16 protein-coding genes are annotated in these 23,625 nt (G+C 73.8%); all 16 read right to left on the bottom strand.

Annotated features, from left to right (window positions below; genetic code table 11):
- Positions 1–255: 255 nt before the first annotated feature.
- Positions 256–1,800: a type VI secretion system baseplate subunit TssG gene (gene tssG / locus VF746_02475; GenBank protein ID HEX8691281.1), complete on the bottom strand. Its 1,545-nt coding sequence runs from the start codon at positions 1,798–1,800 to the stop codon at positions 256–258.
- Positions 1,801–1,894: 94 nt separating this feature from the next.
- Positions 1,895–3,679: a type VI secretion system baseplate subunit TssF gene (gene tssF / locus VF746_02480; protein ID HEX8691282.1), complete on the bottom strand. Its 1,785-nt coding sequence runs from the start codon at positions 3,677–3,679 to the stop codon at positions 1,895–1,897.
- Positions 3,680–4,142: 463 nt separating this feature from the next.
- Entirely contained in the window at positions 4,143–4,616 is a 474-nt protein-coding gene (gene tssE / locus VF746_02485; protein ID HEX8691283.1) for a type VI secretion system baseplate subunit TssE, read from the bottom strand.
- A gap of 9 nt (positions 4,617–4,625) precedes the next feature.
- Positions 4,626–5,111 carry a type VI secretion system tube protein Hcp gene (locus VF746_02490; protein ID HEX8691284.1) on the bottom strand — a complete coding sequence of 162 codons (486 nt, stop codon included), beginning with the start codon at positions 5,109–5,111 and terminating at the stop codon, positions 4,626–4,628.
- 131 nt (positions 5,112–5,242) lie between these two features.
- Positions 5,243–6,727: a type VI secretion system contractile sheath large subunit gene (tssC, locus tag VF746_02495; GenBank protein HEX8691285.1), complete on the bottom strand. Its 1,485-nt coding sequence runs from the start codon at positions 6,725–6,727 to the stop codon at positions 5,243–5,245.
- Positions 6,728–6,781: 54 nt separating this feature from the next.
- Entirely contained in the window at positions 6,782–7,300 is a 519-nt protein-coding gene (gene tssB, locus VF746_02500) for a type VI secretion system contractile sheath small subunit (protein ID HEX8691286.1), read from the bottom strand.
- 412 nt (positions 7,301–7,712) lie between these two features.
- Entirely contained in the window at positions 7,713–8,858 is a 1,146-nt protein-coding gene (tssA, locus tag VF746_02505; GenBank protein HEX8691287.1) for a type VI secretion system protein TssA, read from the bottom strand.
- Positions 8,855–13,039, bottom strand: coding sequence for a type VI secretion system protein (locus tag VF746_02510; protein HEX8691288.1), 4,185 nt, complete (start codon positions 13,037–13,039; stop codon positions 8,855–8,857). The genes tssA and VF746_02510 overlap by 4 nt, the downstream gene beginning before the upstream one ends.
- Entirely contained in the window at positions 13,036–13,851 is an 816-nt protein-coding gene (locus VF746_02515) for a DotU family type IV/VI secretion system protein (protein HEX8691289.1), read from the bottom strand. Before VF746_02515 ends, VF746_02510 begins: the two co-directional genes overlap by 4 nt.
- A 1-nt stretch (position 13,852) precedes the next feature.
- Positions 13,853–15,178 (bottom strand): type VI secretion system baseplate subunit TssK, encoded by a 1,326-nt coding sequence (tssK, locus tag VF746_02520; protein HEX8691290.1) that lies wholly within the window; start codon positions 15,176–15,178, stop codon positions 13,853–13,855.
- A 268-nt stretch (positions 15,179–15,446) separates the two neighbouring features.
- Positions 15,447–15,950, bottom strand: coding sequence for a hypothetical protein (locus VF746_02525; GenBank protein HEX8691291.1), 504 nt, complete (start codon positions 15,948–15,950; stop codon positions 15,447–15,449).
- The gene (locus VF746_02530) at positions 15,947–16,738 is read right to left on the bottom strand and encodes an SPOR domain-containing protein (protein HEX8691292.1); all 792 of its coding nucleotides are present in this window, start codon (positions 16,736–16,738) and stop codon (positions 15,947–15,949) included. Before VF746_02530 ends, VF746_02525 begins: the two co-directional genes overlap by 4 nt.
- 64 nt (positions 16,739–16,802) lie before the next feature.
- Positions 16,803–17,192, bottom strand: a complete 390-nt coding sequence (locus VF746_02535; GenBank protein ID HEX8691293.1) for a DUF4280 domain-containing protein — start codon at positions 17,190–17,192, stop codon at positions 16,803–16,805.
- A 3-nt stretch (positions 17,193–17,195) separates the two neighbouring features.
- On the bottom strand, positions 17,196–17,948 hold the full coding sequence (locus VF746_02540) for a hypothetical protein (GenBank protein ID HEX8691294.1): 753 nt from the start codon (positions 17,946–17,948) through the stop codon (positions 17,196–17,198).
- A gap of 524 nt (positions 17,949–18,472) precedes the next feature.
- Positions 18,473–20,554 (bottom strand): type VI secretion system tip protein TssI/VgrG, encoded by a 2,082-nt coding sequence (gene tssI, locus VF746_02545; protein ID HEX8691295.1) that lies wholly within the window; start codon positions 20,552–20,554, stop codon positions 18,473–18,475.
- 10 nt (positions 20,555–20,564) lie between these two features.
- Entirely contained in the window at positions 20,565–23,267 is a 2,703-nt protein-coding gene (tssH, locus tag VF746_02550) for a type VI secretion system ATPase TssH (GenBank protein ID HEX8691296.1), read from the bottom strand.
- Positions 23,268–23,625 lie beyond the last annotated feature (358 nt).

A 23,625-nucleotide genomic window follows, 5' to 3' on the forward strand; every position in this document is an offset into this window, starting at 1 on the left:
CACAGGACCGGCATTCGCACGGATGACCGCAGGGCCGAAGAATCTTCTCACCCTGCCAGGTAGGTTGGGCGCGGTAGCGGCACGGATGCCTGCTCGCTTCATCCCCCGATAGCCAAGCTGTTTATCCGGATCTAGTATCACACGGAGTCAACAGAGAACCCCCGCAGTTCTCCGTTAACTCCGTTTCCTCCGTGTGAGACATTCAGTTATGGATCTCGGTCCCGAACGATCCTCTGCAAAATGGGATGAGACTCTTCAGGCCTGTGCCGAACGACTCTCGCCCTCCGGCCCGGGGGCGGGGCGCGGCCGGGGCGGGAAGAAGCGCGGGGCGGGGAGCTTCTCGCGGCGCGCGCCGGGGCGCCAGGCCACCGCCGGCGGGGCGGGGACGCGGCTCCCCTCGCCGAGCACCACCTGGCGCTCGGCGCCGGGCGCGGCGGACGCGTGGAGCCAGCTGGACCACCCCAGGCGCGGCCAGCCGGCGCCCGAGAGCCGCGCCGCGGGGGCCTGGTCCGCGCCGAGCCGCAGGCGCACGGTGAACTCCAGGTCCACCCCCACCCAGAAGCGCACCAGCTCGCAGAGCGGCCGGAAGGCGGTGCCCGAGGGGAGGAAGTCCTGGAAGCGCCCGGCGGTGAGCGGCCCCACCTCGATCTCGAACGCCGCCTGCTGGTCCCACACCCGCCCCCCCAGCACCGCGTCCACCCCCAGCGCGTGGTTGCGCCCCAGCCGCGCGCCCACGCGGGTGCGGTCCTCGGCCTCCAGCGCGTGCCAGCGCCCGCGGAATTGCACCCCGCGCACCGGCACGCCGAAGTAGTCGCACAGCAGCGACTCCAGCCCCGCCATCGAGCGCGGCCGCTGCGCCAGGAGGCCCGCGTAGGTGAGCAGCGCCCCGTCCTGCACCCCCGCGTCGCGCAGTCGGCCCCGCGTCCCCCGCGTTCCCAGCCCCACCAGCGCGAAGAGCGCCTGCGCCAGCGGCGTGTCCTCGGCCACCGTGGTGGAGAGCGCGGGGCGGTACCTGCGCCGGGCCGCGAACATCAGCCGCACCAGGCGGTGGTTGAAGAGGTCCAGGAAGTCGCGCCCGGGCTGGCCGCCGTCGCGCCGGCGCGGGCGGGCTCCCCGGGCCTCGTCGCCCTGGTCCGGCCGCGGCTCGCGGCGGACGCGCGCCAGCACCAGCTCGGTGAGCGGGCGCGGCAGCGGGCCCGTCACCCCGGCCAGCCCCAGGAAGTTCACCGTCATCTCGAACGGGGCGCCCCCCTCCCTCGGTCGCCGCACCGCGGCCACGTCCGAGGCGGGGAAGGCCATCGACACCTTCGAGCGGAAGCGCACCGCCTGGTCGCGGGCGCGCTCCAGCCGGCGCACCGCCTCCAGCAGGCGCGCGGCCCGCGAGACGTCGGCCCGCACCGCCGCCCCGGGCGCGGGGCGCCGCCTGCGCCGCGCCGCCGCCAGGGTGCGCAGCAGGCGCTTCAGCACCACGCCAGCCGCCGCGCCCTCGGCCACCAGCGGCACGGCCGCGCGGGCCGCCAGCAGCTCGGCCAGGGGGCGCGGCGGGGCGCCCAGCACCCCGGCCAGCGCCAGGCGCTCGGCGGCCGGGTCGTGCGGCGCCTTCCCCCAGGCGGCCGCGGGGGCCGCGTGGGCGAGCGCGCGGAAGCGCACCGCCTCGGTCTGGGCGCGGGCGCGGCGGCGCACCACCTCCAGCAGGCGCACCGCCTGCAGGAAGTCGAAGCGCGGCGCCTCCTCGGGGTCCAGGAGGCGGGCGGCCACGGGGCGGACCATTCGCGCGCGCGGGGAAGCCAGCGTGTCCATGCGCCCTCAGGCGGCCGCGGCGGCGGGTTCGGGAAGGATCGTCGGGACGCGAGACATCGGCTGCGCGGCTCCGGGAGCGGGTGTCGGTGTGCGCCTACAGGACGGGCTGCTCGCCGGCCATGGGGGGCCAGCGCTTCCACACCTCGTCGGTCTGGTCGCGGCGGATGACGGTCTGCGTGAACGAGTTCACCGAGGCGTAGAGCGCCAGGAAGCGCGCCAGCACGGCGCCCAGCAGGAACGCGCTCCCGCCGGCGAACTTCTCCTCGTCGAAGGCGAGCTCCACCTCGGTGCCGCGGCAGAGCCCCCGCCAGGCGTCGCCGCCCAGGCGGCGCACCACGCGGCGGGTCCGGAGGGCGCGGATGCCGTCCACCTGGCGCCGCGCCCCGTCGGCCCCGAAGGCCCCGTACAGGCGCAGGATCTCCTGCAGCGCCTCCAGCGCCCGCCCGTCGCCCTCGTCCAGGAGCGAGAGGTGGTTGAGCGAGAGCTGCGACACCAGCCGCCACATGGTGGCTCCCGAGAGCGGCGGGTCCTGCTGCGGCGTGGGCGGGTGCAGCACGGAGATGCGGTGCAAGGGCGCCGCCTCCTCGATCTGCAGCGTGTCGCCCGCCTGCAGCTGCTCGGCCAGGCGGCGGTTGGTGCAGAGCGTCTTCGCCCACACCGTGCGCCCCTCGGGGAGCGCGGGGTCGAGCTCCAGGTCCACGAACGAGAGCCGGAGCTCCGTCCCCGGCAGGTCGCGCCGGCCGGTGGGCACCCGCCTCGCGTGCCAGTAGGCGCGCTCGCGGCGGCCGTGGCGGAACGAGTAGAACGGCGCCACCGGCTTCGCCTCGGCCTCGCCCTCGGCCGTGGCCGTCACCTCCAGCACCGTGTGGATCTCGGTGCTGCGCTCGCGCCGCGCGTCGCCCACCAGCCGGTACTCCGGCAGGCGGTGGTCCAGCCGCAGCGGGTCCGTCGTCCTGCGGAAGAGGTTCACCACCGGCGTGCAGCCGAGCTGGAAGGTGTCCTCGTCCACCGAGAGCCACTCCGGCGGGCGCCGGTCCAGGAGCAGCACAAGGTCGCGCACCGCGCCGGCCGGGGCGCGGTCCAGCCCCGCGACGTCGAAGAAGAAGAACTTGCGCGGCACCGCGAAGTACTCCTGCAGCAGCCGGTACGCCGGGTGCGCGTGCGCCGGGTAGGGGAGCACCTCCTCGTCCCTCGCGAAGCCCACCGCGCGCACCGCGTCGGCCGGCAGGCGCACCGGGTCGCCCCCGTCGGTCACCACCAGCACCTCGCGCAGGTGCCCGAAGATCAATTCGTAGAGCGCCCCCGCACTCCTCAGGTCCGCGTTCAGGTAGAAGCGCAAGCGTTCGGGCCGGCACGGCGGGTCGCCGCCGTCGCGCAGCGTGATGCGCAGCGCCCGGTCGGCCCCGCGCCCGAAGCGGTCGGCCGACTCGAAGCCCGCGTAGGAGACCGCCAGCGGCCAGAGGGTGGCCGGGTAGCAGGTGAGGAAGCGGCAGTGCACCCCCTCGCCCGTCTGCGCGAAGAGCTTCGTCCCCCTGGCCACCAGGTGCCCGGTGGTGAGCTTGCCGCTGGTGGGGTCGGGCTCGAAGCGCGCCACCGTCACCGAGGGGACGGGCGCGGTGAAGTGCGGGTAGAGGATCCCCAGCATCGCCGCCGCCACCTCGGGGAACTCGTCGTCCACCGCGCGCTGGATGCGCGCGGTCAGGAAGGCGAAGCTCTCGATCAGCCGCTCGACGTGCGGGTCGGGGCTCTCGTCCAGCGCCAGCTCCAGGCGGCGGGCCACCTTGGGGTGGCGCTTCGCGAACTCCTGGCCGGCGGTGCGCAGGTAGCCCAGCTCCGCCTGGTAGTAGGCGAGCAGCTCGTCGGTGTCGCGCGCGCTCATGCGTGGTCCTTCACGTCCCGCGTCCTGCCTTCTCGATCAGGGTTTTTTCGAACTACGGCTGCGAACAGCGACTGCTGATTCGGGCGTGTCCCTCCGCTGCGCTCCGGGCCGGGCTGCGCGCGCCGTAGGGCACGGTACGACTGTGCCCAACGGCGCCGGGCCCCGGTCGCGCCAAACCCCCGGCACGCCCGTGTCCCGGCCCTCCGGGCGCGCATCCCTCACGCTCGTGCCGCTCCGCCGAGTGCCGATGCAGAGCAGGCCTCCGCCGGGCTAGGCATGCCTCGCCCCTACGCGCCAGCGCTCGTTCCCACCCGTCACGAGCGAAGCGAGGAGGTCCCTCCCCCAGGCTGTTTTGGGGGAGGGACAGGCGCCTCAGGCGCCAGGGAGAGGGCCCCCGCGCGGAAACCCGTCCCCGTGGTTCCTGGGCACTGGGCACTGGGCACTGGGCACTGGGCACTTCCCCTCACGTCCGTCCCGGCCCCAGCGCCAGCCGCGTGAACGAGACCGCCTCGGCCACCTCGCCCACCACCAGCAGCGCGTCGATGCGGGCGTACAGGCGGCGCTCCTCGTGCTCGGGCGAGGGCTCCACCGTCACCCGCACCCGCTTCAGCCGCGGCTCGTACGCCTCCACGGCCGCCTTCACCGCCGCCGCGATCTCCTCGCGCCCGCCCGCGTCGCGGGTGTAGACGTGCGCCAGGTCCGGCAGCCCGTACTCCAGCGTGGTGCGCTCGCGCCCCTGCAGCTCCTCGGCGCGCAAGGGGCAGCGCGTGTTCAGCAGGCGCTCCAGCTCGGTTCGCACCGAGCGGCGCAGCGCCTGCCGGTCCAGCACGCGCGCGGGCTCCTCCTCCTCGTCCTCGTGGGGGTGCTCGTCCACCAGGCGGTCGAAGAGGAGGGCCCGCGCGCCGGGGATGCGGCGCCCCTCGCGGGGACCATGCATCCGCCCCACTTACAGCGTCTTGTTGGCGGTCACGTCCCAGCTTCCCGAGACGGTGCCCTTCTGCCCGCTCTCCTCGCTCTGCGACGTGTAGTCCCACTTGATCGAGGCGTAGTTGAGCGAGAGGCTCTCCACCGGCTTGTCGCCGCCGCCGCCGCCCACGGAGATGCTGGAGATGAGCACGTCCTCCATGGTGTAAATGATCAGCGGCAGGAGCTTGCCGCCGTCGTTGCGGCCGATGGTGATGGTCACCGAGGCCAGGTTGGTGGCCTCGCAGCACTTCTGGTTCAGCAGCGGCGTGGCCTGGTCCAGGTACTTGGTGACGTGGAAGTCCTGGTGGATCGGCCGCCCCGAGGTGCGCTCGGTGTTGGTGATGTCGGTGGTGACCTGCTGGCTCACCCCGTGGCTGTACGAGAGAAGCTCGATCTGGTCGGCGTAGCCGTCGATCTGGCTGGTGCCGGGAACCCCCTCGATCTTCATCATGATTACGTCGGGCATCGCTCTCGACTCCGTGTTCGTTCAGGTTCGCGGCCCAGGCGCACCAGTGCGTGAGTGCGTCGGTGCGTGAGCGCGTTCGGGTCCGGGGCGGGGGCGGGCGATCGGGCGGACCGCCGCCCCCGCGGCCCGGGTCACGCGGCGGCCGGCGGCGGCAGCTCGGCCACCAGGCGGATCGACGCGGTCAGCTCCTCGAGCTGGAAGTGCGGGCGCAGGAACACCGTGGCGTTGTAGCACCCCGGCTTCCCCGGGATCTCGGTGACGTCCACCCGCGCCTCGCGCAGCGGGAAGCGCGCCTTGGCCGACTGCGGCGCGTCGTCGTTCAGCAGCACGTAGCTGGCGATCCAGTCGTTCAGGTACTTGCTGATGGTCGACTTGGTCTGGAACGAGCCGATCTTGTCGCGCATCATCACCTTCAGGTAGTGCGCGAAGCGGCTGGCGGCCAGCACGTACGGCAGCAGCGCCGAGAGGCGGGCGTTGGCGTTCGCCTGGTCGGTGCTGTACGTCTTGGCCTTCTGCGTGGTGGCCCCGCCGAAGAACGCGGCGTAGCTCTCGCCCTTGCAGTGGCAGAGCGAGATGAAGCCCAGGTCGGAGAGCTCCTTCTCGCGGCGGTCGGTGATGGCGATCTCGGTGGGGCACTTCAGCGCCACGTCGCCCTCGTCGGTGCGGAAGGTGTGCGTGGGGAGCCCGTCCACCAGGCCGCCGCCCTCCACCCCGCGGATCGCCGCGCACCAGCCGTACTGCGCGAACGCGGTGGTGATGCGCAGGCCCAGCGCCCAGGCGGCGTTCCCCCACAGGTACTTCCGGTGGTCGCGCCCGTCGGTGTCCTCCTTGAACACCAGCCCCTCCACCGGCACCGTGTCGGGCCCGTAGGGGAGGCGCAGGAGGATGTGCGGGAGCACCAGCGCCACGTAGCGGCTGTCCTCGCTGTCGCGGAAGCTGCGCCAGCCGGCCAGCTCGGTGCTCTCGAACAGCTTGGCCAGATCGCGCGGCACCCCCAGCTCGGTGAAGCCGTCCATGTCGAAGAGCTTCGGCGACGCGGCCGAGATGAACGGCGCGTGGGCGGCCGCGGCCACCTCGCTGATCTTGTTGAGGAAGACGATGTCCTGCGGGTGGCGGCCGAACTCGTAGTCGCCGATCAGCACGCTGTACGGGTTGCCGCCGAAGGTGCCGTACTCCTCCTCGTAGAGCTTCTTGAAGAGGTTGCTCTGGTCGAACTCCACCGCCTTCTCCAGGTCCTTCTGCAGCTCGGCCCGGGTGGCGTTCAGCACGCGCAGCTTGAGCTGGGTGCCGGTCTCGGTGTTCATCACCAGGTAGAACATCCCCCGCCAGGTGGCCTCCAGCCGCTGGAACTGCTCGTTGTGGAGGATCTGGTTGAGCTGCGCCCCGATCACCTCGTCGATGGCCGCGATGCGCTCCTGGATGGCGGCCGTGATCTGGTCCTTCTTCTGGATGCGCTCGTCGAGCACCTGGTCGGCGAACTCGCCCACCAGGATCTTGGCGATCTTGATCTGGTGCGGGTCGCGGGCCATGTGGCCCTCGCGCACGATGCGGTCGAGGATGGTGAGCTCCTCGGTGGCGGCGGCTGCGCCGCCCGCCGCGGCTTCGGTCTCGGACATCTCGGTTCTCCGTTCAGGGAAAGAGTCGTCGTGTAGTAGTCGAGCGGGCGGGCGTCAGGCCTCGGCCGCGGCGGGCTCGGCCTCGCCGGCGGCGAGCTGCTTGATCTGCTCGAGCTGCTCGGTGTTGGCGATCACGTCCTGGAGGAGCTGGTCCAGGTCGTCGTTGCCGTCGAGCTTGGTGAGCAGGTCGGAGAGGCGCTGGCGCTGCTCGAACAGCTTGCGCAGCGCGTCCACCTGCTGGACGATGGCGAGCGGCCCGAAGTCGTCCATGTCCTGGAACTTGAGCTCCACCTGCAGGTTCCCCTCGCCGGTGATGGCGTTGGGCACCGACAGCGCCAGCCGGGGCCGGGCCTTGCCGAGCACCTCGTTGAGGTTGTCGCGGTCGATCTCGACGAACTTGCGCTTCTTCAGCGGCGGCAGCGCCGTCTCGGGCTGCCCCGACAGGTCGGCCATGATCCCCACCACCAGGGGGAGCTGCTTGCGCTGGACGGCGCCGCCGAGCTCCAGGTCGTAGGTGATCTGCACGCGCGGCGGGCGGACCCGGTCGAGCTTGTGCTGGGTGCTCTCCTTCATTGTCCATCTCCTTGTGTGGACGGTGCGGTTCACCCCCTCCGTGTGAGGGCGGTGGCGGGACAACTTCGGTGGGACGGATCAACCTCGTTTCTGCCTCCTGCCAACCCTCACTGCCAAACCTCCAAGTGCGAAAGTGCGAGAGTGCGAAAGTGTTTTAGTCCTTAGTGCTTAGTCCCTGGTGCAACTGCGAACTGCTGAGCTGCTATACCGGCATCCGCGCGGCGGGTGGTGCCCCCTCCCCCCGCCCTCCCCCGCTGCGCGGGAGAGGGAGCTTTCCCGGTGCATGACGGCGGGCTTCCGTGCGGTCCGCCGAGGCGGGCGAGGCAGGCCTCGCCCCTACGGTCCCGCGGTTTCGTACTAAGCACTAAGGACTAAGGACTAAAGCACTCAGGACTCAGCACTCAGCACTTCCCTACTTCGCCTCCAGCCCCAGGAACACCCGGAGCGTCTTCAGGTCGTAGCCGTCGCGGAGGAACTCGGCGATCAGCTCGCCCAGGCTCATCCCGCCCCAGGCCACGGCGCGCTTCACCAGGAACGGGGTGGGGGAGTGCGGCTCGGTGCGCATCAGGAACTCGGCGGCCTCGGAGAGGCGGCGGTACGCCTCGTCGCGGCTCGTGATCGGGCCGCCGCGCGCCACGGGGGCCGCGGACGGGGCCGGCGCCGGGGCGGCCAGGGTGGAGTCGGTCATCGGCAGCTCCTGCGGTGGGTCCACGGGCACCGCCAGCAGCGGGGCCGTCTCGGGGCGGTCGGCCAGCACGGCGCCCACCCAGGCGCGCACCTGCCGCAGCGTGTCCAGCCAGCGCGCGAGCGTGGGCCCGTCGCGGCCGCAGCGCTCGTCCAGGAGCGCCTGCAGCTTCGCCGCGGCGCCCTCCGCCCCCTCCAGGTCGGCCGCCAGCTCGCGGAAGAACGGCGTGGGGGTGAGCGAGATGTTGGCGGCGAAGCGGGCGCGGGTGGGCCCGTCGGGCTCCTCCGTGGGGGCCTCGCCGCGCCGCCCCGCCTGCGCCGGAGACTGCGGCTGCGCGTGCGACTGGTTCTCGCGCCGGAGCGCCTCCTGCCAGTCGGCCCAGGTGTAGCGGGTGAAGTCGGAGCCGTCGGGCGAGGTGATCGGCGCCAGGGTGAGCAGCACGCTCATCCGCTCGTTGATCCACACGAACGGGGCGTTGCGCACCTCGGGGTCTTCCGGGTCCACCTGCGGGTGCAGATGCTCCCAGAACCACTGGCAGAGCGCGTGGATCAGCCGCACCCCCTCGCGCGCCCCGGCGAAGCCGTAGAGGTGGATCCACGCCTCCAGCAGCCACGCGGCCACCTGCAGGTCGCGCGAGCGCTTCTCCAGCACCTGCTGGCAGAGCGCGGCGGTCTCCTTCCAGTCGGCGCGCTTCAGGTCGCGCTGCCACTGCCCCTGCGGCACCGTGGCGTCGTCCTCGCGCCGCGCCTCCATGATCCGCTGCCAGAGCGGGTCGTAGCGCAGCGACTCGCCCGCCGGCTTCTCCAGCGAGAGCGGCTGGAGGAAGCGGTCGAGGTCCACCCGGAAGCGGGTCTCCAGCTGCAGCCCGCTCATCGCGGCCTCCGGGCGAGCGGGGGGGAGAGGGGGGCGGCGGCCGCCGCGCTCCGGTCCTCCTCGTCGCCGCCGACGTCGAGCTCGAACGGCTCGTCGGGGCGCTGCCGCGCGCCGCCGCGCAGCACGGGGGCGTGGGCGGGGAAGGCGGGCATGGCGCGCTCGGCGCCCGAGCCGGGGTCGCGCAGCCGCAGGCGGACGAAGACGCGCGCCCGGTCCGCCGGGGCGACGGAATCGCCCACCACCGCCTCGGTGGGGACCAGCAGCGCCAGCGTGTGCCGCACCCGCGCGGGCGAGGCGCCCACGTCGGCGGGGCTCCCCAGCAGGTCGGCCACCATGCGCAGCAGCGCCCAGTCGCCCCCGTACGGCCAGCTCACCGTGCGGTCGCGCGCCCGCCCCGGCGCCTTCAGCCCGGCCGCGCTGGGGCGCACCGGCGAGTCGAGCGCCCAGCGCAGCGACAGCCGCACGGGGTCGCCCAGGCGCCACTCGGCCTTCGCCCCCGCCGAGTCGCGCGGGGACAGGCGCTGGTCGCCGACCTCCAGGAGCCAGTCGGCCACCTGGTCGCCGCCGCGCTCCCTCGGGCGGTTGCTGCGGAACTCGGCGCTCACCACGAAGGCGGCGCTCCCCGTGGTGTCCGATCCCAGCAGCGCCGCCAGGAACGGGCGCACCCGCTCCATCGCCGCCAGCCACTCGGCCGCGGGCGAGCCGGCGCCGCCCACGCCCACGCCGCCCCCGGCCACCGCGGCGCGCGCCCAGCCGGTCTCGTCCCACACCTGCCAGAAGCGGCGGATGGCGTCCAGGTCCGCGTCGCCCGACCCGTCGCCCGCCGCGGCGAAGGGGAAGCGCCCGGCCAGCTCGCCCTCGAAGGCGGCGCGCAGCCGCTCGTAGCCCTGCGCGGCGGCCAGGCTCCCCAGCTCGCGGCAGCGCTCCAGGAGCGGGGCGCGCAGCCGCTCGCGCACCTGGCTGAAGAAGTCGGTGGGGGCGCGCCGCCGCCCCAGCGACGCCTCGCAGCTCCCCAGGTCCACCGCGTCCATCCCGGTGCGGATGAACTGCTCCAGCGCCACCAGCGTGTTCCCCGGCGTCTTGGCCTCGTAGCCGTCGAGCGCGCCCACCAGCTGGCGCCAGCGCACCACCGCGTCGGGGCCGCGGGCGCCGCGCACCCCGCGGGCGCGGTCGTAGCGGTCGAAGGCGGGCGACTCGAAGTCGGCCAGGAGCGGCGCGGCGATCCCGTGCGCCACCGCGCCCACCCGGCCGCGCTGCCCGGCCAGCCACGCCTCCAGCTCGTCGGCGTCGGCCGCGCCGAAGGCGGGGGCGGCCACGGGCTTCGCCCCGTTCCAGCCGCGGAACTCGGGGTCGAAGGGGGCGTAGGGGCCGCCGTCGGCCAGGAGCCGCGCGGCGTCGTCGAGCATCGCCGAGCTCTGGTCCAGGAGCGTCTCGGCCAGCTCGTCGTAGGGCCCGTACAGCCCCAGCGTGTCGAAGGCGGCCATCAGCCGGAGCAGCCGGTCGGACGCCGGGCGGAACTCCGCCACCCGGGCGCGCAGCTCGCGCTCGCGCGCCGGGAGCCCCACGGCGGCCGGGAGGCGGTCGAAGCGGCGCGCCCGCGCCACCGCGTCGGTCATGCTGGCCTCCAGCTCCACCAGCGACAGGCCGGAGACCAGCGCCTGCGCGCCGCTGGGGATCGAGTCCACCTTCCCGGCGCGGAACGCCTGGTAGTCGGCGTACATCCCCAGCGCGTCGTCCAGGACCCGCACGTCCCAGCGCGGCCAGGCGCCCCCGGGGATGGCGGCGCGCAGCGGCACCGGCTGCGCCCGGCGGGTGAAGCGGCGCCCGGCCAGCGCGTCGAGCGCCCGGCGCAGGTCCAGCGCGGCCTGGTCGCGGGGTCCGGTCCCGGCTTCGGGGCCGGCGCCGGCGTCCGGCGCCTGCGCGGCGACGGAGCCGGACAGGCTCGCCAGCGCGTAGCCGGCGTCCTGCAGCCGCCTGTCGCGGATCTCCTGGAAGCGCGGGACGAAGCCCTCCCGGAGCCGCGGCCCGTCGACCACGGCGGAGCGGGGGATGGCGCGCAGCGCGCGGTCGAGCGTGGCGGGGAGGCCGCCGCCGGCGGTGAGCCAGTCGTTGCCCACGTAGGTGCGCACGGAGTCCACGCGGCCGCGCATCCGCCGCCAGGAGTCGAGCGGGAGCCCGCCGGGCCCGGCGCTGCGGGCACTCTCCACGTCGTCGCGCAGCCCTTCCACCTGGTCCAGCAGCCGGTCGTAGGTGGCCTCCACCAGCGCGGTGAGCGAGTCCAGCGCGGGGCGGGTGTACGACCCGGCCACCTGCCGCGCCCGCGACTCGCGCAGCGCGCGCTCCAGCAGACGGTTGCGCCGCATGGGCGGGCGGAGCGACCCCCGGTCGAAGACGTAGCGCACCAGCGAGTCGAGCAGGGCCACGCTCCCCTTGCCGGGGGTGGCCAGCGTGTTGTAGCGGCGCACCCCCACCGTCACCTCGGCCATGTCCCGGAGGTACTGCTCCACCGAGTCGGGGGTGGCGCGCAGCCGGGGGCCGTCCGGCGCGAAGGCGGCCGGCCGGGCGCGCCCCGCGGGGGGCGCCATGTCGCGCAGCCAGAACTCCAGCGAGTCGCGCATGGCCGGGAGCACCACGTCGCTGAGCGCGCCGGCGGCCACGTCGCGCACCTCGCCGCGCAGCCGGACGCCGCCGGGCCACGAGGTGGGCATGAAGACGGAGTAGAGCGGCCGCGGGTTCACGGCCGAGACCTGGTCGAGCAGGGTCAGCACCTGCATCTCGCCGCGGAAGCCGCTCAGGCTGGCGCGCACGGCGGAGAGCTGGCCCGCCACCTGGGCGTCGCGGCGCTGCAGGCGGTAGTGGTCGCGCCAGAGCCCCAGCCCGCCCACCACGCCCAGGAAGACGATGGCCGCCTGCGCCGCCAGCAGCGTGCGGTCGCGCGTCATCCCCGCGCCGCCGCCGCGCCGGGCCAGGTTGCGCTCGGCGAACACCTTCCCCCCCAGCACGTCGCGCAGGAACACCGGGCGGGCGAGCGCGGGCTCCGCGGCCTGCGTCCGCTCCCCGTCCTCTTCCCCGTCGGCGGTCGATTCCGACGACGCGGACGACGGCGCGGCGGTGAGCGAGGCCAGGGGGTCGGCCGAGCCGGTGAAGTAGAAGCCGCGGAAGAAGAACGACTCGTGGAAGGCGCTGTCCTTGAAGACCTCCTCCAGGAGCGCGCGCAGGCCGGGCCCGAGCGAGCGGATCTCGCCGGGGAGCTGGAAGAGGCCGTCGGGGTCGGCCGAGTCGGCCAGCAGCTCGGCCTGGGTGCGCAGCAGCTCGCCGTGTACCTCGGCCAGCCCCTCGTCCACCCACTCGCCGCGGAAGACCGAGTCCACCGCGTGCGGCGACGCCCAGCCGAACGCCTCGTCGCGCGCGTCGTCCGGCAGCTGCGCCGCCAGGCTGGCGAAGCCGGGGAGCGCGTCGCAGCGGGTGACCAGCAGGGAGACGGGGAAGCGCACCCCCAGCGCCTTCTGCGCCTCGCGCAGCCGCTCGAAGATCGCCGCGCCGCGCCGGACCGCCCCCTCGCGCGCCGCCGGGCCGCCGCGCAGCGCCTGCGCGGGGACGGCCACCACCACGCCGTCCACGGGGCGCGCCGGGCGGTGGCGGGCCAGGAGCTTGAGCAGGTGGCGCCAGCCGTCCTCGTAGGCGCTCCCGTCGGGGCGCAGGAAGAGGTCGCCCTTCACGTCCAGCGCCACGCCGCCGTCGTAGACCTCGAAGCGGCAGGGGTCGTCGAGCGGATCGGGCCCGTTCCCGGGCCGCGCCGGGTCGAACGGCCGCTCCAGCCCCGCCGCGGCCAGCGCCGCGCTCTTCCCGGCGCCGCTCTCGCCCACCACCAGCACCCAGGGGGCGGCGTAGCGCCAGTCGGGCCCGGTGGAGAAGTCGTGCACCCGGTCGAGCCCCGCCGCGAAGCCCTTGCGGAGCTTCGCGTGCAGCGCCTCCAGGTCCACCCCCGGCGCGCGCCGGGCCGGGGCGGCGCCGTCGTCCTCGGCTTCCGGCGCGGCGGCCGTCGTCTCGAACTCGGCGGCCTCGCGCGCGCGCCGCATCGCCGAGGCGATCCAGAGCAGGAGCGCCGCGGCCAGCAGGACGGTGCCCGCCAGCAGGAAGGGGAGCGCCCCCGCCAGCCCGGGCGAGACGGCGGCGATCATCTGCGGACTCCCAGTCGGGCGGCCATGCGGGTGAGCGAGTCTTCCTGCGCCCGCACCTGCTCCACCGCGGCGCGCACCTGCCGGGTGTCCTGCCTCCACACCCGGTGCGAGGCCACCAGGAAGAAGAGGAGCACGGCGGCGGCCGCGGCCAGCCAGTAGCGCGTGTGCGGCAGGCGCACCGGCTCGCCCTTCTCCAGCGTGTGCTCGTACGCCTCGGGGAAGAGCCGGCGCTGCCCCGCCGCCACGGAGAGGTGGCCGGGGTAGACGAAGGCGAACGTCTTCTGGCGGTACTCCTCCAGCCGCTCGGCCCCGCCGGGCACGCCGCGCCAGCGCCCCTGGAAGCCCAGCGAGAGCGCCAGCAGGTACACCGCGCCGAGCGGGCGCTTGAGCGGGTCGGGGTCGCGCAGCAGCGCGTCGAGCCGGCCGAAGAAGCGCTCGCCGCCCACGTGCGTGCCCCGGAGCCGCGTCTCCAGCAGGTTGGCGGCCCAGGCGCTCCGGCCCTGCCACTCCAGGTGCAGGAACACCTCGTCGGCCAGGGTGGCCATCACGTCCTGCGCCTCGCGGAACCAGCCGGCGCCGTACTCGCCCTCGCGCCGGCCGGCCTCCAGCCCCAGCTCCTCGAGCTTGCGCAGCAGCAGGTCCGACAGCCGCTGCGCGGCGCCCTGGCGCAGCTGCGCGTCGCGCTCGGGGGTGGAGCCTGCCTCGGCGATCCCCCAGGGGTTCTTGAGCACCCCGGCGCGCAGGCGGATGACCTCCGCGTAGAACTCGCGGAAGGCGGTGGGGACGAACGACTTCTCCAGCTCGTGCGACATCTCAGGAGGCCTTCCGGGTGTACAGCACCACTTCGCGCGGGCGGCGGCTCCCGGCGGGGTCGCCGGGGTTGGCGATCACCAGCGGCTCCTTCGGGGCGATCAGGGCGCGGTCGACCTTGACGCGGAAGAGAACCTCGCGGCGGCCGGGGTTCAGCCCCACCCCGCGCGGGTCGCGGATCGGCTCGCGCTCGGCGCCCTTGAAGCGGCGCCCCTGGATCGAGGGCATCTGCGCGGCCGAGCCGATCAGCGCCTCCTTCACCATCCAGTCGAGCACCTCGCCCTCGGGGGCGCCCGCCGGGGCGGTGACCCCCACCACCAGCACGCCCTCGCGCAGCCACTCCTCCTCCACGTCGCGCAGCTCGAACTCGCCGCGCTCGTTGAGGGTGAAGCGGCGGGGGACGAGCGTCTCGCTCACCCGCGACAGCACCGAGTCGGCGAAGGCGAGCACGGGGGCGAAGGTGGCGCGCAGCTCGTTGTGCTCGTAGGCGCGGAACGGGGGCGGCACCAGGCGCGGGGCGGCCCCGGCCAGGTGCCCGGCCAGCGCGCAGGCGGCCAGGTAGAGCTGGAAGGGGTGGCACTCCCCGGCGTCGAGCACCGCCTCCAGCTGCGGCAGCCCCGCGGCCAGGGCGCGCACCTCGGCGTCGGTGCGCTCCAGGTCGTCGCCGCGCTCGGCCAGGGCGCCGGCCTTGTTGCGGACGCGCTCGGCCAGGGCGGCGCACTCGTTGTGGGGGAAGCGCCCGGGCGCGGCGGCCAGCCGCGGCGGCTCGTAGTCGGCCAGGTGGAACTCCTCGTCGGAGAACACCACGCGGGCCAGCGGGAAGGCCACGAACGCGTCGGAGGGCACCGGCCCGGCCTTCAGCTGCAGACGGGGGCGCAGCCGCCGCACCGGGTGGGCGACGCCGGTGAGCTCGTCGACCACCTCTTCCTCGCCGCTGGGCTCGTAGCGGGGGAGGCTCCCGGCGAACGGCTCGCCGGGCGAGCGGCGGGCGGGCAGCGCCAGCCAGACGGTGAGCGGGGCGCCGGGCCGGGCCTGCTCGGCGAACGGCCCCAGCTGCAGCTCCAGCGCCGCCTCCTCGCCGCGGCCGCGGCGCACGGGGAGCCCGTCGGGCATCACCGCCTCCAGCCGGGTGACGCGGAAGAGCCCGGCGGGGAGGTTGGTGAGGTCGATGTCCAGCTCGCGCACCCCCCAGTGCCAGGGCGCGGCGGCGCGCACGTGGTAGTGGAGGAGCTCCTCGCCGCGGATGGACGCCTGCTGGAAGTGCTGGGGCGCGAGCAGCATCCCCTCTTCCCACATCACGTCGTCGGGTACGGTTTCCAGTCCCCTCATCATGCCAGTGCGAAGTGCGGAAGTGCGTGAGTGCGGAAGTGCGTGAGTGCGTCTCGCGACGGCTCAGGCCTCGACTTCGGGTGCGATTCGTCGGCGAAACTTCGGCGCCGCAAAGTGGACACTTCTTCCCGCTGCGGGCGGATTCGGTGCGGGGTTGTCCGATTTTGCGGCCTGCGCGGATCCCACCCTCCGGAGCCTCGCGCGGTTGCGAGGCTTCCTGCCGTTGTTGCCGCGGCTTCAGCCGCCCGGGACCTACCTGCCCCTGCCCCTACTGCCCTCCTTGCGGCGCCTCCTGCTGGGGCGAGCGCACCACCACGTCCTGGTCGCGCAGCTCGATGATCACCTGCTTGTAGGGGTCCAGCCGCAGCCGGTGGTCGCCGTCGGTGAGGTAGTCGGCGAAGACGAGCGCCCCGCGCGCACCCTTGCGGGAGAGCTCCAGCGGGTGCAGCGCGATGCTCTGGCCGGGGACGAACTCCCACCGCATCGAGCGGAAGCCGTTCGGGTAGTCGCGCTCAAACTGCGCGCGGCGCTGGAACCAGTCGCGCGCCGAGAGCTGCTCCACCTCCGCCAGCATCTTCCTGTCGTAGACCAGCACCAGCTCCAGCGGCACCGGGCTGTCCAGGTTGGCCTCGGGCGCCACCCGGATGGCGTAGGCGCGCGTGCTCACCTTGGGGTTCAGCAGCTCGAAGCAGCCGCTCGTGGCCAGGCCCAGGGCGCAGACGGCGGCGATCTGCCGCAGGCGGACGGAGCGGAAGACGCGCACGCTCGTCACTGCTCCGCGGGGACCACCAGCGCGGCCAACTGCTCGCGCCGCTCCAGCGCCTCAGCGGCGCGCATGGCCGCCGCGCGCTCGAAGTACCGGTTCAGCCGCACGTGGAAGACGGGCCCCTGCCGGTCGGACTTCGTGAACAGGTACGCCTGGTAGCCGCGCCTGTGCAGGTCCTGCATCACCTCCAGCGCGCTCTCCTCCTCGCGGTAGCGCCCCACCTGCAGCGCGTACGGCCCGCCCCCGTCGTACGCCGAGAAGCGCGGCGGGTCGCGCTCGAAGTCGCGCGCCGGCGGGGGAGCCGGGCGGCGGGACGCCCTCGCGGCCGGCGCCGGCGGGCGCCGCTCGGCGGCGGCCGGCTCCACGGGCCGCGCCTCGCCCCCGGCCACCGGCCAGAGCGCGTCCGGCTCCGTGGCGGGACGCGCCTCGCGCTCGCCGCCGCCGGGGACCGGCTCCGCGCCGTCCGTGAGCTCGTCGCCGGGGCCGCCCATCGCGGGCTCGCCGGTGGCGGGGTCGCTCCAGGTGGGGAGCACGGCCGCGGCGCCGCCCGTCTCCTCGGCGGACGTCGGGGCGGCCGGCGGCTCCGCGGCGGGCGCGGGGTCGCCGCCCGGCGCGGGCTCCTCGACCGGCGGCTCGGCGGCGTAGGCGCCGTCCTCCACGGCCACCGGCCGCCCCGCGTCCGCCACGGCGATCCCCGCCAGCAGCCCCGAGCAGAAGAGCAGCACCCCCACCCCCGCCGTCCCGGCGAGGACCGCCACGGCCTCGCGCCGCCCCAGGGAGAACCGGTATCTCATCGCCCTGCCTCCGCGTTCCGAGAGACTGCCGACGAATGAAGGGGAACGTGCCCGCCTGCGTGGGTCACGGGACCTGCGTGGTGGCCTGGCCGGCGAACGAGAACTGGATCACCCCGCCCCAGCTGCACATCAGCTTCGAGCTGTCGTTGAGCGCCGGCATGTTGGCGATCAGCACCGTCGGCGCGCCCACGACCCACGGCGCGCTGGTGACGGGGACGCACGGCATGGGGGTGAGCACCCCCAGCGCGGCCGCCGTGGCCGCCGCCACCGTGGGGTTCGACGGCGACTGGCACATCCCGAAGGGTGGGATGTTCACGATCGGCTTGTTGTCCATGATGTTGGCCGCGGGCGGGCCCCCCGCGAGCACCTTGTTGGCGGGCAGGACGGCGAGCGAGCTCGGCGCCACGCCGAAGCTGCACGTCATCATCGCCCCCGCGCACACCTGGCATCCCATCGCTCACGCCTTCTTCCTGCGCGTCGCCCGCAGCACCAGCCGGCGCCAGAGGGGCAGCGTGCTCACGCTCTCCGGGGGCCTGCGCCTGCGCCCCCACTCGTCGAACCACTCCGTCTTCCCCACCGGCTTCCCGGCGCGGTACTTCTGCCGGCGCATCACCACGCCGCTCTCGTAGTAGCCCACCACGTCGCCGTGAATGGCCCCGGCCGCGTACGGGGTCCGCTCGCGCACCGCGCCCGACGGGTAGTAGTCCACCGTGTCGCCGAAGAGCACGCCCGCGCGGTACTCGGCCGTGCGCGCCAGCCGCCCCAGGTCGTCGTAGAACTCGCTTTTCCCGTCCAGCCGGTCGGCCCGGTAGCGCTGGCGGCTCACCACCCCGCCCGAGGGGGCGAAGAGCACCGCCTCGCCGTCGCGCAGCCCCAGCAGGTAGTGCGTCTGCAGCAGGGCGCGACCCGCCTCGTAGAGCACCAGGTCGCCGTGCAGCTTCCCGGCGCGGAACCGCGAGCGCACCAGGGGGTCGCCGGCCTCGTCGTAGGTGACGCTCTCGCCGTCCAGCACCCCGGCCGTGAAGCGCGAGCGGCTGGCGGGCTTCCCCTCCGGCGTGTACTGCATCACCTCGCCGTGCGCCTTCCCGCCGATCATCTGCGCCCGCTCGGCCACCGCGCCGTTCTCGTGGTAGCGCACCACCTCCTCGGGCTCGGGGAGCTCCGGGGTGGGGGGAATGGCCACGGCGGGAATCGCCAGCAGGTCGGTCATCTCTCGGGTTCCGCGGAGTCCACGCAGACGGCGGTCGATGCGGATGGCGCCCGCCGGGTTCTTCTCCGGCGGCGGTCCACCAGCCGGGGCGAGTAGATATCCCTCGGGCGCTACCGCTCCCCTCGGGATGACATCGTGTGGGAAACCGGACTGCGTTCCGCCGGGTCGCGGCGGTGGGGTCGGCAGCGGGTGGAGCAGGTCCCCCGGGTGGTTGCCACCCTGCGGGACGACGTCGGTCGGGAGATGCGGCCCGGCGGCAATGGGTGACGATCGCTGCGGCCAGGTGCTTCGAGCGCTTCGCTCTCGGCGATGTGGGGTGCCCCGTCGGGCGGCCCGGCCAGGGGCAATCCCCATTCCTTTCGCGCCGGGGCGGTCAACCCGTTGCGGCGTCTCGTCTTCCTGCCGGACCGCGGCCGGGCGGCCGGCACGTTTTGTTGCAACGCGGCGTTACATGCGTGCAGCCGCGCGCGACTCGGACGCGGAGCTGAACCCTCGAGCTGCAACGAAATATTTCAGCCGAGCGTTCAGTTGATCTTCACCAGGCTGCCCTTCACGGTCATGATTCCGCTGCTCTCGACCGTGGTGGAGGCGTTGGCCTTGGCGCTGAGCGCGGCCTGCGCCTGCAGGTCCATCGAGGCGTTCGACTTGGCGGCGAAGCCGGTGGCGCCCTCCAGGCCGAGCGCCGTCCCCGCCTTGACGTCGAGCGCCGTCCCGCTCTTGATGGTCACCGAGCCGGTGGCCTCGATCACCAGGTCGCCGGTGACCTTGAGCGTGTAGGCGCCGCCCGTCTCGTGGGTGAACTTGGCCGAGTTGGTGTGCGTCTCGTCCCCCGTCACTTCCACGGTGCGCTTGCCGCCCACCTTGTGCGCCTCGTCGCCCTGGCCGACGGTGACCGTGCGCTTCCCCTTGCTCACCGTCAGCGTCTCGTCCCCTTCCGACACCGTCACCGTGCGCTTCCCCTTGCTCACCGTCAGCAGCTGGTCGCCCTCGGAGACGGTGACGGTGCGCTTGCCCTTGGCGACGGTGAGGAGGTTGTCGCCCTCGCTGACCGTGGTCTCGCGCTTCCCCTTGGTGACGGTGAGCGTCTCGTTCCCCTCGTCGATCGTCGCGGTCCGGTGGTTCTTCACCGAGATGTTCATGTCCTTGGCCGCGCGGACGTAGATCTCCTCGGAGTCCTTCTTGTCCTCGAAGCGGATCTCGTTGAAGGCGCCGCCGCCCTTGGACGAGTTGCTCTTGAGCGTGCTCTTGGTCTGCTCGCCGGGGAGCGTGTACGGCACCGTCTGCTCGGCGTTGTAGACGCTGCCGGTCACCAGCGGCCGGTCGGGGTCGCCCTCCAGGAACGAGACGACCACCTCCTGGCCGATGCGGGGGACGTGGATGGCGCCCCACGCCTTGCCGGCCCAGTAGCTGGCCACGCGGATCCAGCACGACGAGTTCTCGTCGCCGGTGCCCTTGCGGTCCCAGTGGAACTGGCACTTCACCCGGCCGTACTGGTCGGTCCAGATCTCCTCGCCGCTCTTGCCGACGACCCTGGCCGTCTGCGTCCCCGGGATCACCGGCTTCCGGGTCAGCCGCGCGGGGCGGAAGACGGTGGCGGCCGGGATCGCCTCGAAGGAGTTGGAGTAGCCGTCCTGCGCGGCGGAGAAGGTGAGCGAGCGCAGCACGTAGTCGCCGTTGACGTCGGCGCGGTCGTGCCCGTCGAGGGTGAACTTGAACCCCGCCGTGAACCCCCGGAACGTCCCCTCGCCGCGCAGCGTCTTCTGCGCCGCCTCGGCCGCCTCCAGGCGCACCTTCGCGCGCGTCTCGCCCGGGCTGGTCTCCGTGAAGTTGCCGGGGTAGTCGTAGACCTCCGTGGTCCCGCTGCTCCCCGCCTGGGTGACGGCCAGGTCGGTGGAGGGCGTCTCGAAGTTGTAGTCGTCCAGCGAGAACTTCTTGGGGATGACGGTGGACTCCAGGAAGCAGCGCGCCACCACGTCGTCCATCTCCTGCTCGGTCGTCGTGACGCGGTAGCGCGCCTTGGCGGGCCCCGGGCAGGCGGTGTGCGCGCCGGCGTCGTCGGCCAGCACCAGCGTGTGCTTCCCGTCGGCGTGCTCGAAGAAGTAGAAGATCCCCTCCTCCTCGAAGAGGCGGGAGACGAAGTCGAACGCCGTCTCCCGGTACTGCACGCAGTACTCGCGCGCCGCGTAGGTGCCCGTCAGCGAGTCCTTGAAGTCGCTGAAGCCCAGCTCGCCGAAGATGGCCTTGGCGATCTCGGGGACCGTCTTGTTCTGCCAGATGCGGCAGTCCTGCGCGAGCGTGAGCACCCAGAGCCAGGGGTGCAGGTCGGCGTAGTAGACGGTGCCGCGCGGCGTGGTGCCGCTCTGCGCGAAGCGCGAGCAGAGCCCGTGGAAGTAGCGGCTCGAGCCGTTGCCCAGGTCGATGGTGACCGTCACCCCCTGGCCCACGATCGAGTCGAAGGCCAGCGCGTTGTCGTCGGAGACCAGCTCCAGCGAGTAGCGGAAGAGCCCGGAGACGCGCTCCTCGCCGTGGAAGCGGCGCACCACCAGCTTGTCGGTCCCCAGCGGGGTGTTGACGGTGATGGGGTAGCGGTTCTGCGAGAGCGTCACGGCCGCCTCCTCACCCGAAGAGCGCAGCGACGGGGACCGCCGCCTGCGCCGCCGTGCGGAAGGCGAACTCGCCCGTGGGCGAGAGCGCCAGGTGGACGGCGCGCACCGGCTCGCCGCGCGTCATCCGCTCCAGCACCAGCGTGGAGAGCTCCGGGAGCACGTGGTGCGAGAGGATGTGGTCCACGTTGCGGGCCCCGCTCTCCACCTCGGTGCAGCGCTCGGCGATGGTGCGGGCCACCTCTTCGTCGTAGGTGAGCTCGGCGCGGTGCGCCTCCCAGAAGCGCCGCTGCACCTCGGCCAGCTTGAGCTCCACGATCTCGCGGATCTCGCCCTCGCCCAGCGGATAGAACGGCACGATCACCAGGCGTCCCAGGAACGCGGGGCGGAAGCGGGCCAGGAGCGCCGGCCGCACCAGCTCGGCCAGGTCCTCCACCGGGGGGCGGCGGTACGCGCACGCCCCGGCGATCGCCTCGGCGCCCAGGTTCGAGGTGAGGAAGAGCGTGGTGTTGCGGAAGTCGACGCTCACCCCCTCGCCGTCCTCCAGCGTCCCCTTGTCGAACACCTGGTAGAACAGCTCCATCACGTCGGGGTGCGCCTTCTCCACCTCGTCCAGCAGGACCACGGAGTACGGGCGGCGGCGCACGGCCTCGGTGAGCACGCCGCCGGTGCCGTAGCCCACGTAGCCCGGCGGGGCCCCTTTCAGCCCGCTGACGGTGTGCGCCTCCTGGTACTCGCTCATGTTGACGGCCACCAGGTTGCGCTCCCCGCCGTACAGGTAGTCGGCGAGCGCCAGCACCGTCTCCGTCTTGCCGACGCCGCTGGGGCCGACGAGGAGGAAGACGCCGACGGGCTTGGCCGGGTCGTCCAGCGCCGCGCGGAAGGTGCGGATGCGCCGCGCGATCGTCTCCAGCGCCTCGGCCTGGCCCACGATGCGGTCCTCCAGCATCGAGCGCAGCGAGAGGACGGCGCGCACCTCGTCCTTGAGGATCTTCCCCAGCGGGATCCCCGTCCACCCGCTGATCACCGAGGCCACCACGCGCGGGGAGACGCAGGACGGCACCAGCGGCTCCTCGCGCTGCACCGCCTCCAGGTCGGCCTCCAGCGCGCGCAGCTCGCGCCCCAGCCGCTCGCGCTCGGCGGCGGGCGCGTCGGCGGGGAGCGCCTCGGCCTCGGCGCGCAGGCGGTCGATCTCCTCCACCCGCTCGCGCTCGGCGCGCCAGCGGTCGTCCAGGTCGCGCCGCTCGGCCCCGGCGCGCTCCAGCGCCTCCTCGAGCTCGGCGGCGCGGGCCGCGTGGTCGGCGCCCGCGGCCTGCTCGCGGCGCAGGATCTCCAGCTCCAGCCCCAGGCGGCCGATGCGCCGCTCCACGTCTTCCAGCGGCACGGGGACGCCGCTCCGGGCGATGGCCACCCGCGCGCACGCCGTGTCGAGCACGCTGATCGCCTTGTCGGGCAGCCGGCGCGAGGGCATGTAGCGGTGCGAGAGGCGCACGGCCTCGCGCACCGCCTCGTCCAGCACGCGCACGCCGTGGTGGCGCTCCAGCCGGGGAGCGAGGCCGCGCAGCATCTCGGCGGCGCTCTCCAGGTCCGGCTCCTCGATGCGCACCACCTGGAAGCGGCGGGCGAGGGCGGGGTCCTTCTCCACGTACTTCTTGTACTCGCTCCACGTGGTCGCCGCGATCGTGCGCAGCTCGCCGCGGGCCAGGGCGGGCTTGAGCAGGTTGGCCGCGTCGCCCTGCCCCTCGGGCCCGCCGGCGCCGATCATGGTGTGCGCCTCGTCGATGAAGAGCACCAGCGGGCGCGGGCTCGCCTTCACCTCCTCGATCACCTGCCGCACGCGGTTCTCGAACTCGCCCTTGATCCCCGCGCCCGCCTGCAGGAGGCCCAGGTCGAGGGTGCGCACGACGGCGTCCCTGAGCGGCGGCGGCACGCGCCCCTCGGCGATGCGCAGCGCGAAGCCCTCCACCACGGCCGTCTTCCCCACCCCCGCCTCGCCGGTGAGGATCGGGTTGTTCTGCCGGCGGCGCATGAGGATGTCGATCACCTGCCGGATCTCAGCGTCGCGCCCGCGGATCGGGTCGATGCGGCCCGCGCGCGCCTCGGCGGTGAGGTCCACCGTGAAGCGGTCCAGCGCCGGGTGCGGCGACGGCCCCGCCGGGACGGACGCCGCCGACGGGGACGATGCGGCCGCGTGCGGGGCGGGCTGTGCCGCCAGTGGCGCGGAGGGGACTGCCTCCTCGGCGCGCTCGAAGGCGCGCACCAGCTCGCGCACGGCCTCGCCCAGCCCCTCGCGCGGGATCCCCAGCAGGAGCGAGGGGGCGCCGTCGAGGAGGATGCCCCGCAGGGTGTCGTCGTCCAGCAGCGCCAGGACGACGGCGCCGGAGCGGATGGCGCCCTCGCCCAGGTGGAGCGAGCCGGCCAGCCAGGCGCGCTCCAGCAGGTGCAGCAGGTGGGGCGAGAACGAGGGGGTGCGGGCGTTGCCGCGCTTGAGGCGCTCGATGGCCGCCGTGAGCTCCCGCAGCGTGCCGGAGACGTCGACGCCGTAGTGCGCGAGGATGCGCGCGGCGTCGGAGTCGGGGGTGTCGAGGAGGGTGGAGAGGAGGTGCTCGACCTCCACGCTGTAGTTGGTCTGCCGGACGCACAGCTCCGCGGCCCGCTCCACCGCCCGGCGGCAGGTGGGGTTCAGCTTCTCGATGAGGACTTTCAGCTCGAACATCGAAAACCAGCGGGACTGCCGAAGCGGCGACGGCCCGCCCGGGGCGCCGGGGAGGCGTTCCGGGTCGGGGAGAAGGCTTGGGGGTCTACCGAGAGCGCGCGAGCCGGCGAAGAGGGGAACCGGAGGAGAGCCACGCCTGCGAGGACCGCCTGACCTGAGTGTGACACAGTATGGCGTAGCAGTCCCCCGCCGTCAAGAAAAATGTTTCGGGTTCTACAAGCCATTACTCGCCAGCGAGTTGATCGCGCTCGGCGCGCGGTCGCGCGGCTACGGATGTTCCCGGAAGGAAACGGCGTTGCGCAAGGCGGGGGAGGGTTTCGTGCGTTCTGCCCGGCGGCCCTCTCCTCGGCGCTTGAGG

It is taken from the genome of Longimicrobium sp., from assembly GCA_036389795.1.
Lineage (GTDB): Bacteria > Gemmatimonadota > Gemmatimonadetes > Longimicrobiales > Longimicrobiaceae > Longimicrobium.

What these genes read in the sequence shown, in the direction of transcription:
- tssG (HEX8691281.1), bottom strand. Translation starts at nt 1,800, where the DNA reads ATGGACACGCTGGCTTCCCCGCGCGCGCGAATGGTCCGCCCCGTGGCC.
- tssF (HEX8691282.1), bottom strand. Translation starts at nt 3,679, where the DNA reads ATGAGCGCGCGCGACACCGACGAGCTGCTCGCCTACTACCAGGCGGAG.
- tssE (HEX8691283.1), bottom strand. Translation starts at nt 4,616, where the DNA reads ATGCATGGTCCCCGCGAGGGGCGCCGCATCCCCGGCGCGCGGGCCCTC.
- VF746_02490 (HEX8691284.1), bottom strand. Translation starts at nt 5,111, where the DNA reads ATGCCCGACGTAATCATGATGAAGATCGAGGGGGTTCCCGGCACCAGC.
- tssC (HEX8691285.1), bottom strand. Translation starts at nt 6,727, where the DNA reads ATGTCCGAGACCGAAGCCGCGGCGGGCGGCGCAGCCGCCGCCACCGAG.
- tssB (HEX8691286.1), bottom strand. Translation starts at nt 7,300, where the DNA reads ATGAAGGAGAGCACCCAGCACAAGCTCGACCGGGTCCGCCCGCCGCGC.
- tssA (HEX8691287.1), bottom strand. Translation starts at nt 8,858, where the DNA reads ATGAGCGGGCTGCAGCTGGAGACCCGCTTCCGGGTGGACCTCGACCGC.
- VF746_02510 (HEX8691288.1), bottom strand. Translation starts at nt 13,039, where the DNA reads ATGATCGCCGCCGTCTCGCCCGGGCTGGCGGGGGCGCTCCCCTTCCTG.
- VF746_02515 (HEX8691289.1), bottom strand. Translation starts at nt 13,851, where the DNA reads ATGTCGCACGAGCTGGAGAAGTCGTTCGTCCCCACCGCCTTCCGCGAG.
- tssK (HEX8691290.1), bottom strand. Translation starts at nt 15,178, where the DNA reads ATGAGGGGACTGGAAACCGTACCCGACGACGTGATGTGGGAAGAGGGG.
- VF746_02530 (HEX8691292.1), bottom strand. Translation starts at nt 16,738, where the DNA reads ATGAGATACCGGTTCTCCCTGGGGCGGCGCGAGGCCGTGGCGGTCCTC.
- VF746_02535 (HEX8691293.1), bottom strand. Translation starts at nt 17,192, where the DNA reads ATGGGATGCCAGGTGTGCGCGGGGGCGATGATGACGTGCAGCTTCGGC.
- VF746_02540 (HEX8691294.1), bottom strand. Translation starts at nt 17,948, where the DNA reads ATGACCGACCTGCTGGCGATTCCCGCCGTGGCCATTCCCCCCACCCCG.
- tssH (HEX8691296.1), bottom strand. Translation starts at nt 23,267, where the DNA reads ATGTTCGAGCTGAAAGTCCTCATCGAGAAGCTGAACCCCACCTGCCGC.